Annotated in this window: 22 protein-coding genes and 1 tRNA gene; 8 read left to right on the top strand and 15 right to left on the bottom strand. The window is 59.0% G+C overall.

Annotated elements, in window-relative coordinates:
- The first annotated feature begins 90 nt into the window (after positions 1–90).
- Entirely contained in the window at positions 91–987 is an 897-nt protein-coding gene (locus tag ACM110_RS05690; RefSeq protein WP_416126972.1) for an AraC family transcriptional regulator, read from the top strand.
- Between the two features lie 271 nt (positions 988–1,258).
- Here the strand turns inward: ACM110_RS05690 and ACM110_RS05685 are convergent, their stop codons facing one another.
- Both ACM110_RS05685 and ACM110_RS05680 read right to left on the bottom strand, forming a co-directional pair.
- Positions 1,259–1,897 carry a dTMP kinase gene (locus ACM110_RS05685; protein WP_416126971.1) on the bottom strand — a complete coding sequence of 213 codons (639 nt, stop codon included), beginning with the start codon at positions 1,895–1,897 and terminating at the stop codon, positions 1,259–1,261.
- A gap of 129 nt (positions 1,898–2,026) precedes the next feature.
- Positions 2,027–3,208 (bottom strand): MFS transporter, encoded by a 1,182-nt coding sequence (locus ACM110_RS05680; RefSeq protein WP_416126970.1) that lies wholly within the window; start codon positions 3,206–3,208, stop codon positions 2,027–2,029.
- Between the two features lie 242 nt (positions 3,209–3,450).
- On the opposite strand from ACM110_RS05680, the gene catC reads away from it, so the two are divergent.
- Entirely contained in the window at positions 3,451–3,729 is a 279-nt protein-coding gene (gene catC, locus ACM110_RS05675; RefSeq protein WP_416126969.1) for a muconolactone Delta-isomerase, read from the top strand.
- 58 nt (positions 3,730–3,787) lie between these two features.
- Here catC and ACM110_RS05670 read toward each other — a convergent pair whose 3' ends face one another.
- The 7 genes from ACM110_RS05670 to ACM110_RS05640 form a co-directional block, all read right to left on the bottom strand.
- A complete protein-coding gene (locus tag ACM110_RS05670) occupies positions 3,788–5,089 on the bottom strand; it encodes an MSMEG_0569 family flavin-dependent oxidoreductase (protein ID WP_416126968.1) in 1,302 nt (433 codons plus the stop codon).
- Between the two features lie 52 nt (positions 5,090–5,141).
- Entirely contained in the window at positions 5,142–5,477 is a 336-nt protein-coding gene (locus ACM110_RS05665; protein ID WP_416126967.1) for an MSMEG_0570 family nitrogen starvation response protein, read from the bottom strand.
- Between the two features lies 1 nt (position 5,478).
- The gene (locus ACM110_RS05660) at positions 5,479–6,510 is read right to left on the bottom strand and encodes a sll0787 family AIR synthase-like protein (RefSeq protein ID WP_416126966.1); all 1,032 of its coding nucleotides are present in this window, start codon (positions 6,508–6,510) and stop codon (positions 5,479–5,481) included.
- Positions 6,503–7,063: an MSMEG_0567/Sll0786 family nitrogen starvation N-acetyltransferase gene (locus ACM110_RS05655; RefSeq protein WP_416126965.1), complete on the bottom strand. Its 561-nt coding sequence runs from the start codon at positions 7,061–7,063 to the stop codon at positions 6,503–6,505. The genes ACM110_RS05660 and ACM110_RS05655 overlap by 8 nt, the downstream gene beginning before the upstream one ends.
- Positions 7,064–7,077: 14 nt before the next feature.
- Positions 7,078–8,160 (bottom strand): MSMEG_0568 family radical SAM protein, encoded by a 1,083-nt coding sequence (locus ACM110_RS05650; protein WP_416126964.1) that lies wholly within the window; start codon positions 8,158–8,160, stop codon positions 7,078–7,080.
- Entirely contained in the window at positions 8,147–9,124 is a 978-nt protein-coding gene (locus ACM110_RS05645) for a Nit6803 family nitrilase (protein WP_416126963.1), read from the bottom strand. The genes ACM110_RS05650 and ACM110_RS05645 overlap by 14 nt, the downstream gene beginning before the upstream one ends.
- 150 nt (positions 9,125–9,274) lie before the next feature.
- Complete coding sequence (locus ACM110_RS05640) at positions 9,275–9,757, bottom strand: MSMEG_0572/Sll0783 family nitrogen starvation response protein (RefSeq protein WP_020294052.1); 483 nt, start codon at positions 9,755–9,757, stop codon at positions 9,275–9,277.
- A gap of 241 nt (positions 9,758–9,998) precedes the next feature.
- Between ACM110_RS05640 and ACM110_RS05635 the strand changes: the two genes are divergently transcribed.
- From ACM110_RS05635 to ACM110_RS05615, 5 genes are all read left to right on the top strand, one after another.
- Positions 9,999–11,897, top strand: a complete 1,899-nt coding sequence (locus ACM110_RS05635) for a sigma 54-interacting transcriptional regulator (protein ID WP_416126962.1) — start codon at positions 9,999–10,001, stop codon at positions 11,895–11,897.
- Positions 11,898–12,027: 130 nt separating this feature from the next.
- Positions 12,028–12,975: a D-2-hydroxyacid dehydrogenase family protein gene (locus ACM110_RS05630; protein WP_416126961.1), complete on the top strand. Its 948-nt coding sequence runs from the start codon at positions 12,028–12,030 to the stop codon at positions 12,973–12,975.
- 65 nt (positions 12,976–13,040) lie between these two features.
- Positions 13,041–14,327, top strand: coding sequence for an SLC13 family permease (locus tag ACM110_RS05625; protein WP_416126960.1), 1,287 nt, complete (start codon positions 13,041–13,043; stop codon positions 14,325–14,327).
- Positions 14,328–14,518: 191 nt separating this feature from the next.
- The gene (locus ACM110_RS05620; RefSeq protein WP_416126959.1) at positions 14,519–14,782 is read left to right on the top strand and encodes a DUF2790 domain-containing protein; all 264 of its coding nucleotides are present in this window, start codon (positions 14,519–14,521) and stop codon (positions 14,780–14,782) included.
- A 50-nt stretch (positions 14,783–14,832) separates the two neighbouring features.
- A complete protein-coding gene (locus ACM110_RS05615) occupies positions 14,833–15,678 on the top strand; it encodes a LysR family transcriptional regulator (RefSeq protein WP_416126958.1) in 846 nt (281 codons plus the stop codon).
- A gap of 15 nt (positions 15,679–15,693) precedes the next feature.
- On the opposite strand, the gene ACM110_RS05610 is transcribed toward ACM110_RS05615, so the two are convergent.
- Together ACM110_RS05610 and ACM110_RS05605 are read right to left on the bottom strand one after the other, a co-directional pair.
- The gene (locus ACM110_RS05610; RefSeq protein WP_416126957.1) at positions 15,694–16,827 is read right to left on the bottom strand and encodes a CaiB/BaiF CoA transferase family protein; all 1,134 of its coding nucleotides are present in this window, start codon (positions 16,825–16,827) and stop codon (positions 15,694–15,696) included.
- 191 nt (positions 16,828–17,018) lie between these two features.
- Positions 17,019–18,464 carry a mechanosensitive ion channel domain-containing protein gene (locus tag ACM110_RS05605; RefSeq protein WP_416126956.1) on the bottom strand — a complete coding sequence of 482 codons (1,446 nt, stop codon included), beginning with the start codon at positions 18,462–18,464 and terminating at the stop codon, positions 17,019–17,021.
- Between the two features lie 219 nt (positions 18,465–18,683).
- Here ACM110_RS05605 and ACM110_RS05600 point away from each other — a divergent pair, with 219 nt between their 5' ends.
- The gene (locus ACM110_RS05600) at positions 18,684–19,331 is read left to right on the top strand and encodes an MliC family protein (protein WP_416126955.1); all 648 of its coding nucleotides are present in this window, start codon (positions 18,684–18,686) and stop codon (positions 19,329–19,331) included.
- 31 nt (positions 19,332–19,362) lie between these two features.
- Here ACM110_RS05600 and ACM110_RS05595 read toward each other — a convergent pair whose 3' ends face one another.
- The 4 genes from ACM110_RS05595 to selA all read right to left on the bottom strand — a co-directional run bounded on the left by ACM110_RS05595 (position 19,363) and on the right by selA (position 23,977).
- Entirely contained in the window at positions 19,363–20,442 is a 1,080-nt protein-coding gene (locus ACM110_RS05595; protein WP_416126954.1) for an AI-2E family transporter, read from the bottom strand.
- 98 nt (positions 20,443–20,540) lie between these two features.
- Positions 20,541–20,636, bottom strand: a tRNA-Sec gene (locus ACM110_RS05590).
- Positions 20,637–20,642: 6 nt separating this feature from the next.
- Positions 20,643–22,550, bottom strand: a complete 1,908-nt coding sequence (gene selB, locus ACM110_RS05585) for a selenocysteine-specific translation elongation factor (protein WP_416126953.1) — start codon at positions 22,548–22,550, stop codon at positions 20,643–20,645.
- The gene (gene selA, locus ACM110_RS05580; RefSeq protein ID WP_416126952.1) at positions 22,547–23,977 is read right to left on the bottom strand and encodes an L-seryl-tRNA(Sec) selenium transferase; all 1,431 of its coding nucleotides are present in this window, start codon (positions 23,975–23,977) and stop codon (positions 22,547–22,549) included. The genes selB and selA overlap by 4 nt, the downstream gene beginning before the upstream one ends.
- Positions 23,978–24,014: the final 37 nt, after the last annotated feature.

The following is a 24,014-nucleotide window of genomic DNA, read 5'->3' as shown; positions in this document are numbered from 1 at the left end:
TGAGTGTACTGTTTCGACGCACTCTGTTTTCTCCAGGGGCGCGATTCGGATTTGTTCGGTCGGCTCAGCTTTTATTGCGAAAAACTCAAAATGAACTCAATCGATAAACTCATCAGCTTGGCCAATGTTCGCGGCAGTCTGGATTTGCGCTGCCAATTCGAGGGGGATTGGGCACGCGAGCATGCGCAGGAAGCCTTGGGCAGGGCGCCCTATCACATCGTGCTGGCCGGAGAGTGCCGGGTAGATTTTCCCGATGGCCAGCGCGTTCCCATGAAGGCCGGGGACATTCTGCTGCTTGCGCGAGGCGCGCCGCATGTCATGCACAGCCCAGGCAAAACCGTAGCGCCGACCGTGCCGAGCGTTAGCGAAGGTGGTGTCGTACCGATGCATCGAATTGGCGGGACCAGTCGCGATTTCGACATGCTCTGTGGCGGGTTTCACTTCAATCGCACATCACTGCTGTTTGCCGCGCTACCCGAGTATCTGGTCATCCCGCCCTCGGCCAGTGGGCAGTTGCCTGCGCTGGTGGAGATGCTGCGTGGCGAAGCGGATGGTGATCAGGTCTGCTCCAGATTCATGCTCGACGCGCTATCCCAGGCGTTGTTCACCTTGATCCTGCGAGCGCATCTGGCAAGCGATGGCCAGACCACCGGTTCACTCGCCTTGCTCAGCGATAAACGCCTCGGACGCGCGTGGCAGGCAATGTTGGCCGACCCTGCATTCGAGTGGACCGTTGAAGGGCTGGCGCAAATGGCAAGCATGTCCCGGGCAACCTTTCTGCGCGCCTTCGCACGAGTGGCGGGCGCATCACCCTGGGCGGTATTGACTCAGGTCCGGATGGAATTGGCGTTCAATCTGCTGAGCCACTCCCATCTAGGGTTGAGCGATATTGCCGTGCAGGTCGGTTACCAGTCGCAGTCGGCTTTCAGCAAGAAATTCAAGGCGTTTTACGGGGAAGCGCCGGGGAAACTGCGTCGCGAGATTTAGCGTATCCATTTCGCCAACGTCCCGACCATTGCAGCAGCTGAAATGCTGGATTGTAAAAGCGGGTTGGCAGTGGCAGGCGGTACCAAGGATTCAGCGAATGCCGAGCGGCAACTTGCGCCGGCGCTGTTGCAATGCTCTCGTGGGTTGACCAACTCGGCGCGGAATCTGGATTGATCTCAAGGCTGACGGTTTATTCCTGTGTTCCGCAGGACGTCAGTGCCGAAGTTAAAGTCGCTACGGGTGATCAATCTTGTAGAGGGATTCAACCGTATCAAGACCGGCGAACTTCGCCTACAGGGCATCGAAGGACTCTGTAGATCTCAGAAACCACCTGCTTCGTTGCCTCTTCGATCGTTCCTTCATTACGGCATAAAACCCAGCCGTGATCCGCAACCGCTCGCTCGAACGCCTTAGTACATGCGACATGTTCCTCCAGCTTATGCATCACGGTACTGCTCAGTCCACGCGATCGTGCCGCTGCCCTCGCCCATGAAATATCAGGGTCGGTGACAACCCCGACATGCAGGTCTGGCACTTGCACGTTTCGATCAAGGTTCAACTGCAGAATCTCTGCAAACGGGACTATCCGCCGAAACGCGGCATCCGACGGATACCAGCGATCGATCAAGACGATGCTGTCGGGTGGCTGTCTAGTCAGGATGTGCCGGGAGATCCAGGCACGGCTATCAGCAAAGCGCTCACAAACCTCCAACTCCAGTTCCCGCGTGGGATTTCTGGCGAGTTGGTTCACGAGGGTCATTGTTTCCCCCCGAAAGGGATCGCTTTTTTTCTCGCAAAGCCGGATCACTTTTTTGTTGTCTGCCCTCAGTACTTTCGTAACGGCCTCCAACAATGTGGTTTTCCCGGCTCCCTTGGGTCCATCTAGAGAAACAAACAGCGGACGATTCATTCTTCACTTAACGATAGATATACGGTTTTTTTGCCCTGAATCCGGGATTACAGCCGCTTATGAACATCGGTCATCGCTCATAGGTTAAATCATGCGTCAGGATTAAGCATGACAGTGGCGCCATGACGCTCAGGAGACCGTCCTGGTCTTCGCCAATCCGCCCAACGCCAAAATAGCGCTGCCGGCAATGAAAGAGGCAAGCGCGGTCACGCCCATTTCCAGACCAAAAAACTCAATCAGATAACCCGTGGCGACTGGAATGATGCCCGCTGGAATGTATCCGCCGATATTGAAGATCGCGTTCGCTTCAGCGCGGCGATTGGCCGACACGTTTTCGGCAATCAGCGTCAACCCGCCCAATTGCCCCAGACCTTGACCGGCACCCGCCAATAAAGCGCCTACCAAAAGCCAAGCCGCAGAACCGAAGTGCAGCGCTAGCCACAAGCTGATCATCCCGACAATCGTCGAAATCCCACTCAACGCAAACATTCGTTTAACACCGAACGGCTTCATCGCGAATTGCACGAGCACTGCGACAAGAAACATAAAGAACGCCATCACCCCACTCAGCAGTGGCTGATTGGTATGCAACAGTGTCGCGAGCATCTTCGGTCCCAAGGAGAGTACAAAAGACGTGGCCGTTATGCCGGGCCCGAAAAAGGTGATCCCCAGCAATACAATGCCGATGCTCTGCTTTGGAATAGAAGGAAACTTGGGACGAAATGCACCTGTGCCTAGCTTGCGGTGTGGCTGGCGAAGAACAGTGACCAGCGCAAGCAGCAACAGCAGGATTTCAGCGCTGAACACCAGGCGGATCGGGTCCGCATAGTAGTGGGCGATCAGCCCCGCTAAGAGCGGCCCCGATCCAGCGCCCGCCACCATGGCGACAGAGGCCATTAACGAAGCAAATTGCCGGCGATGCGACGAGGTCTGCTCAACGACATTGGCCATTCCCGCCGAAACAACAATCCCCACTGAAAGGCCTGTTAAAAAGCGTGCAAGCATCAAGACAAATACACTGTCTGCCGCTTCAAATAGCAGCGCGGCCAAGATGGCAATCACAATGCCCGGCAGCAGCATCGCCTTGCGCCCATAGTGATCAGAGAGTTGCCCGGCAACAACTAGCGTCATTAACAAACCGAGAATGTAACAACCGAAAATGACGGTCAGTATTCCTGACGCAAATCCCAATTTATCCTGCCAGAAGCCATATAACGGCGTTGCTGCGTTGGACAGTATAAAAATGGCTGTGATGACCCAGGCTGCTCGCATCACGCCAAGTGTATTATCGACTCTCGCTTCAGTAGTCATTGTTGGTACTCCGCATGAATTCCCGTAGTGAGGCGAGCATACAGACTGCTCTTTAGCCTACATACGGCCGAAAATGCGGAGCTGATGTGCAGAAATTCACAAGCACTTTTTTGAATACTTGAAGTTACGATTGGCTTTTTCTCAATTCTCATTCCACAAAAAGTCAGTTGAACTTTTAATTGCCCGCTCCTGTAATGAAGCCACGCAGGCGCATAGTCGCCTTTGATAAACAGGAGACACGTATGCTGTTTCAAGTAACGATGCAGATCCACATTCCCCACGACGCCGATCAGGAAAAAATAAGAAACCTCAGCGCAGCGGAGATGAAGCTAGCGCAGAACCTTCAACGCCAAGGGAAATGGCTTCATCTGTGGCGGATGGCTGGCAAGTGGGCAAACGTCAGCATTTTCGATGTCGACAGTAACGACGAGCTTCACGAGATCCTCAGCACCCTGCCCTTGTTCCCATTCATGGCGCTGGAAGTCACGCCATTGAGCAAGCACCCGGCATCCATCGTCTGACGGATGAGCCGGGCAAGTGAAAAAGATCCGCGAAGTGACGCAAGACGCCCGTTGATACTTAGCCTGCCGCCGAACGCCGGCGGCGCGCTGCGCTCTCCTGCGCGCCGTCGACAATGTGCTGCACGAGAAACTCCGCATCCCGCGCCACGCCGGAGAAACGCCCCGAGCCCCACGTGTACAGCCACGGCAGGCCGAGGAAATACAAACCAGGCTGCGCCGTGATCCCGCGTTGGTGGCCGGGGTGACCGCGCCCGTTGAAGACCGGCGCATCGACCCAGCTAAAGTCCGGGCTGAAGCCGATGCACCAGATGATGCTGGTGATGCCTTCGCTCTCCAGGTCCAGTTCGCTGCGCTCCTGAGCGGGCGTCCAGCTCGGCTGGTAACACGCTCCGGTCGGGGCATCAATCGAGTGCTGTTCGATGTACTTGTCGATTGACGCATTGATGCGGTTATAGACCGCATCGGCACTGTCCAGGCTTTCGCCAAGGTTGCTGGCAAACTGCAGGCGAGTGCCCTGCAAACCTTCCAGGCGACCGTATAACTCCATGCCTTCGCGGGCAAAGCTGCGCAGGTCAATATCACGCCCACCATCGCGACCGGTGACGTAGTGATTGGTGTTATCGCGCACACCTTCACGCAGCGGATGGCTGTCGACGCCAATCTCGTAGTAACCCATTTGCGCCAGCCAATCGACCACATCCTTGCCACGGTAAAACCGCGCGCACCGTGGCGCATCACCTACTGCCAGGTACACCTTGCGCCCGGCCAGGTGCAGGTCCTCGGCAATTTGCGCGCCCGATTGCCCCGAACCGACCACCAACACATTGCCGGCGGGCAAGGCCTGCGGATTGCGATATTGCTCGGAGTGAATCTGCTGAATGCCGGCAGGCAGGCGTTCGGCCAGGCGCGGGATGATCGGCGTGTGATAGCCGCCCGATGCGACAATCACTTGATCGGCCGTGAATTCGCCTTGCGAAGTGTGCACCTCGAAACCACCGGGGCTACCGGGCACCACGCGCTGAACCGTGACACCTTCACGGGCCGGGGCATTCACCGATTTGACGAAGCCGGCCAGGTATTGGTTGATCTCATCCTTCTTCATGAACCCGTGGGGATCGCTGCCTTTGAAATCCTCGGTATAGGTGTAACCCGGCAAAGCGCACTGCCAGTTGGGCGTCACCAGACTGAAGGCGTCCCAGCGCTGATCGCGCCAGGTGTGGGTCAATCGGTGTTTTTCCAGGATCAGGTGGTCGATACCCTGCTGTTGCAGGTAGTAGCTGGCGGATAGCCCGGCCTGCCCGCCGCCAACGACGATCACGCTGTGGTGTGGAGGTTTGATTGTGGTGAGTGGGCTGGTCATGGGGCACTCCGGTACTCGGTAATGAAAAGGGTCGAATGAAAAAAACGATGTATCAAAATGAACTCCAGCCTGCGCCGAACACCTGCCCCGCGCCTTCGGTACGCAGGCTGAGAATGTTCACTTGCCCCGCCGCGTGGTCTGGCTCGACCAGATAACTGGCCTGGCCCTTGAGTGAACTCAACGTGTCCATGGCGGAGCTGCAATAGAAACCCTTGACCTGCTTGACCCGCTCCGAGGCGTTGTTCAAAGCGCTCTCAAGGCGTTGCAGAAAGTCCGGCAGCGGGTAACTGGCGCCCTCCTCCAGGTAGTTGAAAATCACGGTCGAGGGCGAATAACCGTTCGCTTCCTGGCCATTCGGCCAACGGATTTTGAAATTGACGGCGGGCATGTCAGTGCTCCTGTTGTTTGCGGTTTAAGGGGCTCAGGTCGAGATGGGGATAGCTGAAACCGGTGAACGCCTGCTCGCGCAGGTTCCAGAATTCGCCGCGCTGTTCACCGAGTTGCACATTCAACGCGCCGCTGGCATTGACCTGGCCGACTCGCTCACAGCGCACGCCTTCGAAGGCGAATGCGGTCTGCACTTGCGGCCAGTCGCGTTCGTCCAGCGTCATCAAGAAGCCATAACTGGGGAACACCTGCAGCCAGCGAAACAGGTCGGCGTCCGGCGGACACGGCACTGCCGCCAAATCGATGGTCGCGCCGCAGCCAGTGGTTTCCAGCAGCATCAACAGGCTGCCGAGGACCCCGGCGTTGCTGATGTCTTTGGCCGCATGCAGCAGTCGCGCGTCTGCCAGGCGCGGCAGTACGTCGAGCTTGCTGCGCAGGCGTTCGGCAGGCACACCTTCGAAGGCTTTCCAATAGGTGCTGTCGGCATGCCAATGCCCATCAAGGTCCACCGCCATCGCGATGACCTGACCGGGCGCGACATGCAAGGTCGACAGCAGATTTTGCGCGACGCCGGTAATCGCCACGGCCAGCGCGGTCGGGTTCCCCGTCGTCAGGCTGGTGTGCCCACCGGCGAGCAACAAGCCATACGCTTCGCACGCAGCGCGAATGCCCGCGAGCAATTGCTGCGCGGCCGCGTTGTCGTGATGCCAATACGCGTTGACCACCGCCGTCGCCCGTCCACCCATGGCGCTGATGTCGCTGACGTTGGCCATGACCGCCGACCACCCGGCAAACCACGGCGATGCTTCAACAAAGGCCGGCAACATGCCCTCGATGGCCAGCAACTGAAAATGGTCGCCGCAGCCTATCGCCGCCGTGTCATCGCCGGGCAAGGCATAAAGCTGCTCGCGGGTCAGTGCCGGATTTGCACCGCCGATCAGCGCCGCTGGCTGTTGGATCGCCTGTTTCGAGTGCATGGCGCGAGTGCTGCGCAACGTCTCAAGCAGCGCCGCCAAATCAATGACCTCAGTCATGACGAGCCACCTTCAACGCGCGCAACGACACCTGACGCGGCATCAGTGGGTAGCTGGGTAAATCCGCCTGCATCAGGCAATGAGGCTGGCCGAGCAACTCCAGTTGCTCCAGGGTTTGCCAGCGCAAGGCATGAAAGTACATTTCGTTTTGCGCCTGCACCGTGGCGCGGAACACTTCGCAGCCGAGTTCCTTGGCACGCGACACCGCTTCGTTGACCAGCGCCTTGCCAATCATGCTGTGGCGTCGATACGCCGGGGCCACGCACAAGCGCCCGCCGAACCACAGCCCCGGCTCGGGCTGATAGATGCGCACCGCGCCGACCACCTGATCGGAGATCCCGCAATTACCGGCCAGGGCGACGATGGCAATCGCCTGAAAATCATGGCGGTCCTTGTCCTGCGCCAGCAGTTGTTGCTCATCGGAAAACACCGAGCGCCGCAGGGCGAAATAGGCCTGTTTCTCCCAGTGTTCACTGGCGGGCTTGACCAGCAATTCACCCGCACGAAACGGTTCAAACGTGCTGTCGACCAAAGCAAAGGCGAGATTGGGCATGGGTGTTCTCCGGCTTATTCGTAGCTTTTCAGGGCCGAGCACGCGCCGCATTTGGCGCAACCGGCGTTGATCTGATCGGAGTGCAAACCGTGACGACGCAGGCTCGCGCCGATCTGCGGATACAAGCGGGCCATCATCGCGCTGTCGGGTTTGGGGTGATGGGCCAACGGCGTGCCGTCGATGGGCACGAAGGGCACCACGAACGGGTACACCCCCAGCGCACACAAACGCTCGCTCATCGCACTGATCGCCGCTTCGCTGTCGCCCAGGCCGGCAAGAATGTAGGTACTAACCTGGCCTCGACCGAACACCTCGACCGCTGCGCTAAATGCCTCGAAGTAACGGCTCAGCGGCACTTCGGCCTTGCCGGGCATGATGCGTTGGCGCACTTCATCGGTGACCGCTTCAAGGTGCATACCCAGCGAGACCACGCCGCTGTCGGCCAGACGCTGGAACCAGCGATCGTCATCCGGCGGCTCGCACTGGGCCTGAATCGGCAGGTCGACCGCAGCGGTCACCGCGGCGGCGGATTCACACAAAATCGCCGCGCCGCGATCCGGGGTTTGTGGCGTGCCGGTGGTCATCACCATGTGCTTGACGCCATCAAGTTCCACCGCGGCTTTCGCCACTTCCGCCAGTTGTTGCGGACGTTTGCGGGCGATGGTTTTGCCCGCCGCCAGCGACTGGCCGATGGCGCAAAACTGGCAAGAGCTGCCGCGATCGTTGAAACGGATGCAGTGCTGCAACACCGTGGTCGCGAGCACATCACTGCTGTGCAGCGTGGCGATTTTCCAATAGGGAATGCCGTCGGCGGTGCTCAGCCCGTAGAACTTCGGTACACCGGGCATTTGCACCTGGCCGACCTGCAAGCCTTCGCGAAAGATCAGCGCCTGGCTGCCATCGGCGCTGGGTTGCGCTTGATAGGGCGAATCCTGCGAGGCCTGATTGAGGATCGGCACCATCATCGTCCGGCTGCCGAAACTCAGCGCCTTGTGGTCGGACGGTCCCGCGCCACCCTGCCGGGACAGGCCGTTCTGCGCAGCGGGCCAGCGCACGCCATGACATTGCAGCTCGGCCAGCAACTCATTGGTTTGCATGATCGAACTCCTCGGGCGTAACCGTTGCAAGCTGCGGCCTGCGTTCATGCACATGCGCGGCGGGCGTACGGTCGATCAGCAGGCTGAGCAGTTCTGGACGACTGTAATGCCCGACCGAATCCATCATCCGTTTGCGCTTGTCGATCAAGGCCAGATCAAGGTCGGCGATCACCGCGCCTTCTCCGGAACGCAACGGCTCGCCGAGTAACTTGCCTTCGGGCGACACGATGGCGCTGAAGCAGCCGCCCGAGATCGGGCCAAGGCCACAGCCAGTGTCCCGCATGATCTGGCCCTGTTGATCGGCGTCCAGCCACGCGGTGGCGTTGACCACAAAACAGCCGGATTCGAGGGCGTGATGGCGGATGGTGACTTCGATCTGCTCGGCGAAAATGTCTCCCACCAGGGAACCCGGAAACATCGCGGCATGTATTTGCTCGCCGTCCGCCATCAAGGCGTAACGGGCCAGCGGGTTGTAATGTTCCCAGCACGCCAGCGAACCGATACGCCCGACAGCGCTGTCGATGGCGCGCAGCCCGGAACCGTCGCCCTGCCCCCAGACCATGCGTTCGTGATAGGTCGGGGTGATTTTGCGGCGATGCTGAATCAGGCTGCCGTCGGCATCGAAGAGTAATTGCGCGTTGTAGATCGTGCCGCCATCGCGTTCATTGACGCCAATCGAAACCACCATGCCCGCTTGCTTGCACGCCTCGCCAATGGCCTGGGTGGCGGCGGACGGAACGGTAACGGATTGATCGAGCAATTTGAGGTGCTGTGCGCCCATCGCGAATGCCGGCTGCACGAAGGAAAAATACGGGTAGTACGGCACCACCGTTTCCGGGAAAACGGCGAACTGCACGCCTTGTCGACCGAGGGCGATGATCTGCTGGCAGACCTTGTCGACGGTGCCTTCGCGGCTGTAAAGCACCGGGCTGATTTGTACGGCGGCTGCGCGAATGATGGCCATGTTCGGTCCTGATCTCCGGTATTTAAAAATCTCTATCGCCAAAACCCGACGTGTAGGAGCAAGGCTTGCCCGCGATAGCGATTTCAAGGGCGCAATCGCGGGCAAGCCATGCTCCTACAGGGTTTGAGTGACCCTGTAGAACCAGCGAAATCAGGCAGTCCAGGTATCGATGATCATCGCGCCCTCACGGCGCATCAGCAGGCGCAGGTCCATCACGTCCAGCGGGTTGATCGGGCGGATGCCTTCGATCAGGGCTTTTTCGGTCTGGCCGTACAAGGCTTGCAGGGCAAAGCGGCAGGCGTACACCTCGCCCCCCTCCTCCATGAACTGCATGAGTTGCTTGTTCACCGCCAGGTGACCGGGAAACGCTTCTGCTCCCAGGGTCGGGAAACCGCGCTGTACCCCAAGTTGCACGCCTGGGCCGTACAGCAGGATTTTGGTTTCAAAGCCTTTGCGCAGCAGGCGCTTGGCCTGAAGCATGTTGACCAGGCCAATGGAGCCCTCGAAGGCGATGGTGTGAAAGGTGATGAGGACTTTTTCGCCGGGTTCGGCTTTGACGTCCTCGAAGACTTTCTCTTCGTAATTGACCAGGAAGTCGCCGTCTTTGTAATGGGGGATGTCCACGGTTGGCATAGTGTTGCTCTCCAGTTTCTTCGTGCTTGAACGCCAGCCTGTGTGGCTGCCGGGTTGCAGGAGATAGAGCGAACGCCGTGCCAGGAAACAAAATTATTTTTTGCGCATAAGTAAGTGGTTGATTTGGCTGGAAATGGCGATCTGATCCGGTTTTATTTGAAGTTTCTGCTGCTATCGGCGAATCACGTATTCCCGTAGAAATACGATTATTCGTAGCGCTCATTCACGAGATTTCGTAGTCATGAACGAAGCAGACTCTTTAACCGGTTGGGCCGATCTGGCGTATTCGTCGCGGCACATGGTGTTCGAGCATTGCGCCGAAGCCATCGTGCTGCTCAATCCGTTTACCGATCGGCTGGGCGATCTGAACATCGCCGCCTGCAAGTTGCTCGGCTATCCCCGTCAGGAGTTGCTGGAACTGCCGGTGAGCAAGCTGTTCGGCCATCAGCTCGCGGACCTGATTGTGTTCACGCAAGCGGTCATGGACAAAGGTCGCGGCTGGAGCGAAGAACTGAGTTGCAACTGCAAAAGCGGCGAACGCATCGAGCTGGAAATCTCCGCCACAATCCTTCAGATCAAGGGTGAGCAACAGCTGATCCTGGTGCTGCGCGAGCTGAGCCATGAGAAGTATCAGCGCGACCAGGCCCACACCGAGCGCACCATGCGCGGTGGGCTGATCGAATGGCGCAACATTCTCAACCTGTTCCAGGAAACCGAACGCGACAACCAGCTCTTGCTCAGTTCGGTCGGTGACGGCATCTACAGCATCAACAGCGACGGTCTGGCCACCTTCGTCAACCCGGCCGGCGCGCGCATGCTGGGTTGGGAACCGCAGGACATGATCGGCAAGAATATCCATCGCATCCACCACCACACCCACGCCGATGGCAGCCATTACCCGGTCGATGAGTGCCCGATCTACAAAGCTGTGCGCGACGGCGTGGTGCATGAAGGCCGTCAGGAGGTGTTCTGGCGTCGTGACGGCAGTTCGTTTCCGGTGGAATTCACCAGCACGCCGGTGATTTCCGATGGCCGCATTGTGGGTGCTGTGGTGGTGTTTCGCGACATCACCGAACGGCGCAGCACTGAAAACCAACTGCAAAGCGCCCTGGAAGAACTCAAGGTGCTCAAGGATCGGCTGGAAGAGCAAAACGCGTACTTGCAGGAAGAGATTCACATCGAGCACAACTTCCGCGAAATCGTCGGCCAGAGCGAGCCGATCAAAAAAATCATCAAACAGATCGACGTGGTCGCCCCCACCGATGCCAGCGTGCTGATCAACGGCGAATCGGGGACCGGCAAGGAACTGATCGCCCGCGCAATCCATCAAGCCAGCCGGCGCAATGCCAGCCCGCTGATTCGCGTCAACTGCGCGGCGATTCCGGCCGAATTGTTTGAAAGCGAGTTTTTCGGGCACATTCGGGGCGCCTTTACCGGCGCCGTGCGGGACCGCGTCGGACGCTTTGAACTGGCGGATGGCGGCACTTTGTTTCTCGACGAAATCGGCGAAATCCCTTTGGAGCTGCAAAGCAAATTGCTTCGGGTGTTGCAGGAAGGCCAGTTCGAACGGGTCGGTGAAGAACGCACCCGCAAGGTCGATGTGCGGATCATTGCCGCGACCAACCGGGATCTTCGACAGGAAGTCGCCGCGAAAAACTTTCGCGAAGACCTGTATTTCCGGCTCAACGTTTTTCCTATCCAGTCGCCGGCACTGCGCGAACGGCCGATGGATATTGCGCCGCTGGCCGCGCACTTTCTCAAACAGACGGGCAAGCGCCTGAATATGCCGGGGCGGCGTCTGCGCAACAGCGACATCGAGCGGCTGCAACGCTATTCATGGCCGGGAAATATTCGCGAGCTGCAAAATGTCATTGAACGCGCGTTGATCACCTCGAACGGCGCGGACTTGAATCTGGACCTGCCCGACGAACCAAAACCGATCACTTCGGTGATCGTGCAACCCTCCACGTTGACCGAGATTCTGACTGACGCGCAGATTCGCGAGCTTGAGCGTTGCAACATGCAAGCCGCACTCAAAGCCTCGGATGGAAAGTTGTTCGGCAAGGGTGGCGCCGCCGAGTTACTGGGGATCAAGCCCACGACACTGGCGTCGAGATTCAAGCGGCTGGAAATCAAATAACCTCCACGCATTCCTTGATTTTTTGTAAACCGAAAGTGGCTAAAAACTCGGTTGCCCGCAATGGGCAAGCTGAATAAGTTGGGACACTGATCACTGTTCGGTTTGATCAAAAAACTACAGGAAAATAAAGATGCGTATTGCCGTCCTTAACGATATTCACCATGCCTACGAAAACACCTCAGGCATCCGTCGGCTGCGTGAACACGCCCAGGTCAAAATCTTCACCGGGCCGCTTGACGGTCCAGAAGACTTGAAAGGTTTTGATGCGGTCATCGCCAATCGTGAGCGAACCTTGTTCACCGCCGAGTTCATGGAACAAGTCCCGGAACTGCGCATCATCGCCCAAACAGGCAATCATGCTTATCACATCGATCTGGAAGCGGCGCAAAGGCTGGGTATCGTGATTGCCAAGGCCACTGGGGGTTTCTGCACCAGCGCGGGTGAATTCACCTTTGGCTTGATGATGGCGTTGATGAGAGAAATCCCATGGGTCGACAGCGCCGTCAAACGCGGTGAATGGCCAACGCCAATGACGCGCGTGCTGCGCGGGAAAACGCTGGGCATCGTGGGCATGGGCAATATCGGTCGTTACGTCACACAGGTAGCCCAAGTGTTCGGCATGAATGTCGTAGCGTGGGGGCCGAGGCTGACAGCGCAAGACGCTGCGGCGATGGGTGCCACGGCACTGGAGCTGGATGATCTGATGAGGCAGTCCGACATCGTCTCCGTTCATGCCACGCTGGCCCCCGAATCCCGAGGGCTGATTGACGCACGGCGCCTGGCCTTGATGAAGCCATCAGCCTACATCGTCAACACGGCCCGCGGCCCGATTATCGATGAAGCCGCGTTGGTGCAAACCCTTCAGGAACGTCGTATTGCGGGTGCCGCACTGGACGTGTTCGATCAGGAGCCTTTGCCTCAAGGGCACGCCTTGACGGGTCTGTCGAATGTCATCCTGACGTCCCATCTAGGCTGGCCGACTGATGAGATGTATGCGCAGTTCGCCGACGCCGCGGCTGATGCACTGCTGGGTTGGAAGCAAGGCGTAGATGTCCCGCGTTTCCTGCCTCATCACTGAGTACTCGCTCCTCCCCGGAGCCGATCGGCTCCGGTCTATAACAAGAATAAAAAGAGGAAGTTACGATGCTGACCCTATTGATTTTATTGGCGATCCTGGCATCCATCGGTGTCGGCTACTGGCTTGACATCAACACTGGATTACTGGCGATCGTATTCGCCTATCTACTCAGCGTTTCCATCCCCGGTACGTCGCTGAGCGAACTGATCTCACTCTGGCCTACCAAACTGTTCCTAATCATCTTTGGGGTCACGTTCTTTTTCGGTTTCGCTATCGCGAACGGCACACTTGAGCAAATAGCGAATCGGGTGGTCTATGCGACACGCAACCGTCCGGCCGCGATTCCTTTTGCCTTGTATGGACTGGTGATGCTGGTTTCTGGCGTGGGTCCAGGACACTACGCTGTATTTGTTTTTCTCTCTCCACTGGTGATGGCAATCGCGAGCAAGACCGGCATGAGCCGACTGCTAGGTGCTGTAATTGTCGTATGCGGCGGCATGGCCACCACTTTCAACAGCATCAGCCTTGGTGGTCGCGTAACTCAGGGGATCTTTGAACAAATGGGTTTCGACACCCTTACCGCGGGACTCTTTACACACCAATTGTTGCTGGATTCACTCATCGTCCAGACCGTGCTCTTTTTGGCTGCCTACTTGTTGCTGCAAGGCTACAAGACCAAATGCCTGGTGGCGGATGCTCCGCCCCCTTTAGACGATGTGCAGCGCAAAACGGTAATTCTGGTGCTCGTCATGTTGGGTCTGGTCATCGTACCCAGCCTACTGGCTGCGATCATGCCTGGACAAGCGTTACTGGTAAGTATCAGTTCAGCAGCAGACCCGACATTCATCTCTTTACTGGGTGTGGTCCTGGCGCTGATTTGCAAAATTGGAGATGAACGCAGCGCCCTGGCCAAGGTGCCGTGGTCGATCATCATATTGCTGTGTGGCATGGGGATGCTCATTTCCGTGGCAACGCGAGCGGGCACCATCGATGCCTTGGCTCACTGGCTGGGATTGCATGTCGGAGTCAATTCTGTGGTTTACGCCACCGGAGTCTGCGCGGGAGTCATGAGCTTTTTCTCAAGTACGCTGGGTGTAGTCATGCCAACGTTGTATCCCATTGTGCCTGGTTTGGCCGTACAGACCGGCGTGAGTCCAACGGTGCTATTTTCCGTCATTACTTCCTGCGCAATCATGACCGGGTTTTCACCATTCTCTTCGGCGGGTGCCATGGCGCTTGCAGGCGTTCAAGAAGAAACCGAGCGCAGTAGACTGTTCTATCAACTCTTCATGGTGCCGGTGCTAGGCATAGCAGTTGTATTCGCGCTGGCATTCCTGAGAGAGCTGGGCTGAGCAATGCCATCGAGTGCTAACACAGCATCAGCACAAATGGCGACGGCCAAGGCGTAAGTAACGTTGCGCTTGTGCAAAATTGCATAGAACGTGTGCGTGACCGGGGAATTTCAAGCATAGGGATGTTTCATCAGGCTGATCACAAGCCACCCAACCTGGTTGGCGATATTGATTAACTCTGGAGAAACATCATGAAATTCATAACCGCCCTTGGCACACTTCTGATCGCAAGCGTCAGCGCGTTTGCTTATGCAGATCAGGGCAGCGTACAACCGCCCGTTACCCCTTATAGCTACTCGATGAATCTCGACGTGGCCCACGTGGTCGCAATGGATGAACCTGATCCACCAGCGTGCCAGGTGGTCGAGGCGCATATGACTTACAGTACGACCGCGGGTAGCCTGAAACGGATCAGTTATCGCAAGTTCGCTCAATCATGCAGCGCCCAGAACTGATGATCGCCACGTGACAGGCAGTCACCCTGACTCGACGAAGGAGTTATGTGATGTTTGATTGGGAAGATCTGCGCTACTTCTCGGTGTTTGCCCAAGAACAATCGTTATCCGCAGCCGCTCGCAAGTTGAAGGTCGATCACGCGACGGTGGCGAGGCGAATCAGCGCACTGGAAGCTTCACTGAACCTGAAACTGGTAGACCGTCGCCCCAGGTCCTATGAGCTGACGGCGGACGGTGAGCGTATTGCCAAACTGGGCAGGCGCATGGAAGTCGAATCCTTCGCCGTGGAGCGTAGTGCGCTGGCAGGCCAGGCCGGGGCCGTCGGTGAGGTGACCGTCAGCGCACCACCCGCGCTGGCCTGCTCATTGATCGCGCCGCATCTGGGAAAACTTCGTCAGGAACATCCTCAACTGTCTTTGCAATTGTTGGGCAACCTTGGCAGCGCCTCCCTCACCCGTCGGGAAGCGGACGTTGCCATTCGCTTGAGCCGCCCCACAGAACCCGACTTTGTTGCCCGAAAAGTCGCGACCATTGCGTTTGCCTTATATGGTTCTGCCGACTACCTGGATCGAACACCTGCCGACCAACTGACCTTCATCGCTTATGACGAGAGCATGGAGCAAACCACTCAGCAGTCATGGCTGCTGAAACAGGCCGCTGATCGTCCAATCCTGCTACGCAGCAACGACCTGAACATTCAGGCCATGGCCGCGAAAGCAGGTGTCGGACTTGCAGCACTGCCCTACTTTCTCGGTGAACAATATTCACTGGTACCTGCCGCCATTTCCGGACCCGCGTTAGAGCGCGAAGTATGGCTGGTGACTCACAACGATATTCGTCATACCGCATCGGTGCAGGCTGTCATGACGTTCCTGGCCCAGTGTCTGGCCCGGTAATACCCGCCATCGATATCACTCGCTGACTATTTCTTTCGACTGCCAGACAGCGGCGAAATCATTGCCGTCGAGGACCGCCATGACCTGGGCCGTGTGCGCGCCGCGTGTGGGAATCGCCCCCGGCGTCGTGACCTGGCCATCGAACCGCGGCGCGGGACTGGTTTGCAGCATGCCGTCGCGCTCGAAGTACACGCCTCGCTCCACCATATGCGGATGTTGCGAGGCCTCACGCGGACTCAGCACTGGGGCAAAGCACGCATCGGTGCCTTCGAGCAGATCGCACCAGTGCGCGCGTGGCTGGCTGGCAAACGTATCGGCCAGCAGCCCACGCAGCTCTTCCCAACGGTTCACATCCAATTGTCTGGCGAAACGCGGATCGTCCTGCAAACCCAGTTTTTGCAGCAGCAGCGCGTAGAACTGCGGCTCCATCGACCCCAGCGCCACGTACTGGTCATCGGCGCAGCGATAAGTGGCGTAGAAGTGCGAACCATCGTGGACGCTCTTGCCGCGCTGCTCATTGAGCAGACCACGGCGGGTCAGTGACATCATCAATTGCATCATGTGCGCCGAGCCGTCGACGATGGCGGCATCGACGACGGTGCCTTTGCCAGTCTGTCGCGCACTGAGAACACCGGCCAGCACACCAACAGCGAGGTACAGCGCACCACCGCCGATGTCGCCAATCAGAGTGATCGGTGATGAAGGTGCTTCGCCGGCGGTGCCGCAGTGGTATAGCGCACCCGAGAGCGCGATGTAGTTGTTGTCGTGACCGGCGGCGCTGGCCAAGGGGCCGTTCTGGCCCCAGCCGGTCATGCGTCCGTAGACCAATCGCGGATTGCGTGCCTGACATTCCTGCGGACCGAGGCCAAGTCGCTCCATGACACCGGGGCGCATGCCTTCGATCACGACGTCGGCGCTCTCGATGAGCTTCAGGACCGCTTCGCGCCCTTCGGGGCTTTTCAGATCGGCCACTACCGATCGCTTGCCTCTGTTGAGTGGATTGGTCGGGACGTTGGCTGCACCGGTTACCGAGACTGACCCGGCACGCTCCACGGCGATGACATCCGCGCCCAGATCGGCCAGGTGCATGGCACAGAACGGCCCCGGGCCGATGCCACAGATTTCCACGATTTTGATGCCTGACAGCATGTGTTTTTTTCCTAGTTCGTCGTGAGCTGACAAAGGGGCTGCAATCGCCCGCGATGCGCGAAGCATGGCGAGTACGCTAGCAGAGCCCGCACGTCGAACTTGCCCCCCGGTATGGGGGGCTAAAGTCAGGAAAGGAATCGCGACTGTTGGTTTTCCGGTAAATGGAACCGAAGAGCCGAGCACTTTGCCGATTACATCCGGCTGCGCAGCCACTGCAGAAAACCCTTTTTCTCAATGATCTTCGCTTCTTCCTGCGTCATCGTCCTGGCAATTTGCAGACGGAATTCCAACAACGCCTTCATTGCAACGCCGATATCATGGCGGGCTTCCACGCACGGCCTGAAGAACTCTTTCTCGATCCGGTACAGATGGCAAAACGTCAGGGCAGTGAACTCCGCCGGCAACGCCGTACCCGAGACGATCCCGCCTTCGCCAATCACCTCGCCCGGCCCCATGCGCCCGGCTTCGAACTTGACGCCTGCACGGCTCAAAGCCACCGTCACCACCCCCGATTCGATAATGTACAGGTGTTCGCTGACCTGTCCGGCCGGCAAAATGACTTCGCCCGGCTCAAAGATTTGCCGGGTCATGTTCTGGCTGACGTCATCCTTCTCTTCCTCACTCAACGTGGTCGCGAAAATACTCGTGTTGTCCAGCAGCGAGCGTTGTTTTGACTGCGCCGGGGGTAGGCTCGATTCAACCGTCGACAACCAGTTGATCCCGGCCGCCTGCAAGTGCCGATACGCCAGATCGTACAGCTGATTGCGTACGGTGCGTTTCTGATCCATCGACACCACGAAACCACTGACTTCGTATTCCACGCCATTGCCACCAGTGCTTTTGATCGTCACTTTGGGGGCCGGTTTGGTCAGCAGAATGCGGCAGCCCTGGGATGCCCTTTCAAGCGCATCGAACACCCGGTTCGGGCGCACAAGCGGGCTGATGAGCAAACTGATCGAGACCCCGAACATATCGCTGGGTCGGCTGAAGTTGGTGATCTTGGCCTTGGCCGCCATCGAGTTGGGGATCACGATCATGCTGCCCTGGGACGTTTGCAGGAACGTGGCGCGCCAATCGATATCGGTCACCCGCCCTTCGGTGCCGTCTATGGCGATCCAGTCATCGATTTGATAGGGCTTGGTGGTGTTCAGGACGATTCCGGAAAACACATCGCTAAGCGTGCTTTGCAAGGCCAGACCGACAATGATCGCCAAGGCACCGGACGTCGCCAGAACCCCCTTGACCGGCAAATTGAGCACATAAGCCAGGGCGGCGATGACCGCGACCAGGAAAATCACCGCACCGAGCAAGTCCTGGAGTAGGCGCCCGGTGTGCCCTACCCGATACATCATCACGGCGCCGATCATCACCGTGAGGGTGCGCGCGCCGAACAACCACCACATGATCTGCAGCACCGTGTGCGCAAATTGCAGCGGTGCGTCATCGATCGCGGGCGCCGGCTCCCATGGACTCAAGCCTTCATGGAACAACAGCGCGCTGTACAACGAAAAAATGACCAGCCGCGCGAGCACTTTCCAGGTGTACCGGTGGGAACCGACGACACGCCACATCACCATATCGATCAGGATCAAGCCCAGACCGAAGATCAATGGACGTTCAGAGAACAAGGACAGCATCTGGAATCTCCAGCTCAGGCCAATGATCACCGCTCTGCCGCGGACCCGCTCCGTAAAAGCTAGCATGGTGTTTGCGCCAGCGCCTTCTGCCACCCAGCCGTCAGTCAACGTGGCAAGTTCTGAACACTGACTTACACTGCGATACACCCAACGCGAACGAATGACTATTCAAAGGATCGATAGGTCCCACAGCATTACGGTGATCCGGGTGACACCTACATGAAAACGGTCACAGCCTTTTTCACCACTGTGTTCGCTGCCAGCATCGGCATGGCGACGAGCACCTGTGCCATCGCTGCGTCCTTCACCACCAGCTACGACTGCGCCACGGCGACGGCTTCGGTCGAAAAACTGATCTGTCGCGACTCGCAACTGGCGCAGATGGATATTGAACTGATGCGTCTCTATCGCCTGGCGCTCACGGATCAACACTCGGTACCGCTCCCGGATAAAGTCCTGATCGACCAGCAATTCTGGGTCGAGGAGCGCAATCAGTGCGCTTCGCAGGCAGACATCAAGGCGTGCACGATCCGAAGTTATGCCAAGCGCGCGCACCAGTTGCGCCAAGGCTCGGCAATCGTCAGGACCAAAGACCCCAACAGACTCACCGAAGGCCCCTTGGCGTTTCGCTGCGCCGGGCTGAACGCGCTGCTGGCCGCCACGTTCTTTACCACGCAACCGGGTGTCGTTTACCTGACGTGGGCGAAAAGTGCGATCACGCTGAACCAGGTACCGAGTGATTTCGGCACCCAATACATCGGCAAGGATTTCCAGGGCAGCTACAGCTTCCGGCAGGACGGCAATACCGCGTTGTTCCAGAAGCCGGGCTCAGCGGGTATGAGTTGTACGGCTGAGCCGACCGGCTGATTTGCATGCCGTGCAGTGCTGTCACCGGACTTCATTGCACCGATGGTCGGTCCAGCACCCACTGCCAGAACAATTGGTAACCCACCGCAAGCACCACCGGGCCGATGAACAAACCGATAATCCCACTGGTGACCATGCCGCCGAGGGCGCCGATCAGCACCACCGGCATCGGCACATCGACGCCGCGGCCCAGCAGCAACGGCTTGAGCACGTTGTCCACCAGACCGGCCACGAACACGTAAATGGCAAACACAATGGTGATGGTGTTGGGACCTTCCGTTGCGAAGACATAGGCAATCACCGGCACGGTAATCAGTGTCGCGGGCAATTGCATGATGCCCAGCAACAGGATCGCCAGTGCCAGCAGGCCGGCGCCGGGAACGCCCTTCAACACAAAGCCGAGCCCCACCAGCAACATTTGTATGAAAGCGATACCGACTACGCCGAGCGCCACGGCGCGGATGGTCGCGGTGCACAAGGCGGCGACACTTGCGCCCTTTTCCGGCCCACTGATTCGCGAGGCAATCTGCACCGCCGAGCGGCTGCCGGCCTCACCATAGGCCATGAAAATCCCGGCGATGATCAGCGCGAAAATGAAGGTCAGGAAACCCATGCCGACACCGGCCAACTTGCCCAGCAAGCCGAGGCTGAGACCCTTGATTTGCGGTATGTATTTGGCCGTGAGCCCGGGAAGATCGGTGGCCGCTTGCTGCCAGAGTGCAAACACCTGATTGCCCACCAGCGGCCATTCAGCCACGGATGGCGCCGGTGCCGGAATTTGCACGCCCTCGTCCCTGACGACGCTCATGGCGTTTTCCACGGAGTCGGCGATCGATGTGCCCAGCAGGTAAATCGGCACCATCAGAATGATGATCGCTACCAGCACGATCACCGTTGCAATGCGTCCATCCTTTTGCCCCAACGGGCCTTTCAGTTTTTGTTGCAGCGGGTACAAGGTGATCGCCAGGATCACCGACCACAGCATCAGGTCACGAAACGGGCGGAATATTTCAAAACAGAACAGAACCAGAACGACGATCAGCCCGGCGCGAATCAGCACGTCAAGCAACCCGCGGGACAAGGCCTTCTCTGACAGCGGCATGGGCTCCATGGAGTTCTCCTGGCAGTTCACTGTGAAGGTAGGAAGCTGGTAAGCCCAGCATAGACGTTAAGTCTGTTTTCGCTTGTGATCGCGAGGGGTAACGGAAGTGGCGGAAGGTAGCCGGAGTCGAACCTGCCCGGGAACGGATGCCGTCCCCAACCGGGTTTGAAGCCCGGCCGCGCCACCGGGCGCGATTACCTTCCTTGAAGTCAGTGCTCTGTTCGCCGCGCCAGGGCGTTGTCGTGGCGAATCTGCCGGCGGTCGCCCACTCGCCGTGTCAGGCCGAGGCGGTCGAAGTATTCGAGAATCTGGATGCTGCGCTTGCGGCCCAGACCCACCGCATCGCGAAACGCCGCCACCTCGATCACCGGATTGTCATCGGCCAGTTGCAACAGCATAGCCGCCAAACGCTGGATCGTTGAGGCCGTGTAAAACAGGTCGCGGACCACTTGATGCAGCAAACCCAACCGGGCCATTTTGCGCAGTAATGCACGCACAGTGGCTTCGTCGTGACCCAACTCGCGCACCCACGGCGGATTGAACCCCGCCGCCTCGAACGCCGGTTGCAATGTTTGCCACAGGGCTTCATCCGCTTCACTCAGGCGCACTTGGTGATCGGGCAAATGCAGCCACGGGCCGCTCGCGGCGATGGCGCCACTGGCGAGTAAATCGTCGAGCAAACTCAGAAACGTCGAGCGATCGAGCGCGCTTGCGGAGAATCGTCGCAACCGATCGCGATCCGGCCCCATTTGATCCGGTTCCAGTTCATGAAAACGCGCCAGGTGTTGCACCACTTCGGCCTGCAAAGCCTGCCAACGGCCAGTGCTGAACAAGATCGGTGCCTGCCGGGTTTCGATCAGTTGCACGTCATCGGGCAGTACCCAGTTCGCCCGCGGGTAATTGAACTGGCGCTCCAGACGTTGCGGATCGAGCCCGATTTCGCTATTGGCCAGCAATACCGGCAACACATCTTCCAGGCGAGTGCTGACAGCCAATGCCTGTAATTGCGCCAAACGCTCAGGGCTGCGTCGATGTCGGCTGGGTGCGAACGGATCCAGGACCCGTCCACCGCCCAGCGTGCGCTGTGCGCTTTGGTCGCGAATGATCAACGGATCGCCCTTCACCGCTTGCACCGGCGCGTTCAACAGGATTTGCGCGAACATCCGCTCGCCCGGCGCCAGGCTCGACCCTTCCAGCAAAGCCACGCGCCCCGTCACATCCTGGGTCCCGATATGCACATGCACGGGCTGAAAATGCTCAAGGGCGCGCGGCTCACTCGGCAATAACCGCAAGTCGATGTCCAGGCGCTGGGTCGGCGCGTACAGCCACTCAGACGAAAGCCACTGACCGCGATGAATCTGCTCCAGCGCCAGCCGTTCGCCACTCAGGTTCAACGCCACGCGCTGCCCGGCCAGCGCGACTTCGGCGGCCTGATTCTGCGCGTGCAAACCTCGCACGCGCACGGTTTTGCCGAGCGGACCGAGCATCAGCGTATCGCCCACTGCAACCTGCCCGGACACTGCCGTGCCGGTGACAACGATACCCGCGCCGGCCACGCTGAACGCCCGGTCGATCGCCAGCCGAAAACCACCCTCAGGATTGCGTTGCGCAACTTCGTGTTGAGCTTGCAACAGAGTCCGACGCAAGGTGTCGACGCCCTGCCCGGTCACGCTCGACAGTTCAATCAGCGGCGCATCGGCGTAGGGGCCGGACTTCAACAATTCGCTGACCTGCTCGCGCACCTCTTCGGCCCGTGAAGGGTCGACCCGGTCGCACTTGGTGATCGCCACCACGGCACGTGGAATGCCCAGCAGTTTGACGATGGCCAGATGTTCCCGGGTCTGCGGCATCACGCCGTCATCGGCGGCCACCACCAGCAATACCAGATCGATGCCCTGCGCCCCGGCGAGCATGTTGTGGGTGAAACGTTCATGGCCGGGAACATCGATGAAACCGGTCAGAGGCGCGCCCGGTTCCAGCGCGGCGTAGAGATAACCGAGGTCGATGGTCATCCCCCGCTCACGTTCTTCCCGGCGTCGATCACCGGCCTGGCCGGTCAGTGCCTGGAGCAGCGCAGTCTTGCCGTGGTCGATGTGCCCAGCCGTGCCGACAATCACCCTGCCCGGCCCTCCACATTCAATTGATCAAGTTGCGCCAGCCACGCGGGTTCGTCGTCCAATTGCCGCAGATCCAGCCACAAGGTGTCGTCATCGATACGCCCGAGCACCGGAATAGGCAGCGCACGAAACGCAGCTTCCAGATCCAGCAATGATCGTCCGCGCAACCGCTTGCTGGTATTCGGGCGCAGGCACAATGCGGCGCTCGGCAGGCGCGCCACCGGTTGGCTGCCGCTGCCGATCATCCCTTGTGCCGGCAACGCGCTGACGCTCCAGTTTTCGCCCAACAGCTTGGCCAGCGACGGTTGCAGCCGTTCGGCCTGAGCAAGGATGTCGACCTGTGGCCGGGTCAGCAGACGCAGGCTCGGCAAACGTTCGGCCAGTCGATCCGGATTGCGGTACAAACCCAGCACCGCTTCAAGCGCGGCGAGGGTCAGTTTGTCGACCCGCAATGCGCGTTTGAGCGGGTTCTTCTTGATTTTGCCGATCAAGTCTTTGCGCCCGACAATCAACCCGGCCTGCGGGCCGCCGAGCAATTTGTCGCCACTGAAGGTGACGATGTCCGCGCCATCGAGCAATGCCTGACGCACCGTCGGCTCGGCGGGCAGCCCCCAGCGCGTCAGGTCCAGCAGGCTGCCGCTGCCCAAGTCTTCGAGCAGCGGCAAACCGTGCTGATGGGCCAATTGCGCCAGTTCGGCGGTAGGCACACTCGTGGTGAAACCCTGAATGCTGTAGTTGCTTGCATGCACGCGCATGATCAAACCACTGCGCGGGCCGATGGCGGCTTCGTAGTCGCGGGCATGGGTGCGGTTGGTGGTGCCGACTTCATGCAGTTTTACCCCGGCGCGGGCCATGATGTCGGGAATGCGGAAGGCGCCGCCGATTTCGATCAGCTCGCCTCGGGAAATAATGCCTTCCTTGCGTGCGCCAAGGCTGTTGAGGGTCAGCAGCACTGCGGCGGCATTGTTGTTGACCACCGTCACCGCTTCGGCGCCGGTGAGTTCGCGGATCAAACCCTCGATCAGATCGTCGCGGTCGCCACGTTTGCCGCTGTGCAGGTCGAATTCCAGATTCAGCGGATAGCGTGCGGCCATTTGCACCGCGTCTATGGCTTCATCCGGCAGTAATGCTCGCCCGAGGTTGGTATGCAGTACGGTGCCGGTGAGGTTGAACACCCGGCGTACATGGCTGCGGTGTTGAACCTGAAGTCGTTCGCCTACCCGCCCCGCCAGCACTTCAGGGCTGACTTCAATCGCCTGGACGAGCCCCTGTTGTACAGCTTCGCGTAACTCATCGAGCAATTGTCGCAACGTCGCCAGAAGCGCATCGCGCCCATAGCGCTCGGCCAAAGGCTGGCACGCCGGGTGCCGCAACAAACTGTCGATGGAAGGCAAACGCAGGTTTGGGCTGGCACCGCTGGCGGACATCTGGCGCTCCTGAATTCGAAAGACCGTCGCGCCAGAG

Origin of the sequence: Pseudomonas sp. NFX98, from assembly GCF_047784845.1 — a bacterium.
In the GTDB taxonomy this organism is placed as follows: Bacteria; Pseudomonadota; Gammaproteobacteria; order Pseudomonadales; family Pseudomonadaceae; genus Aquipseudomonas.
This window is presented reverse-complemented; position numbering and strand designations above follow the sequence as displayed.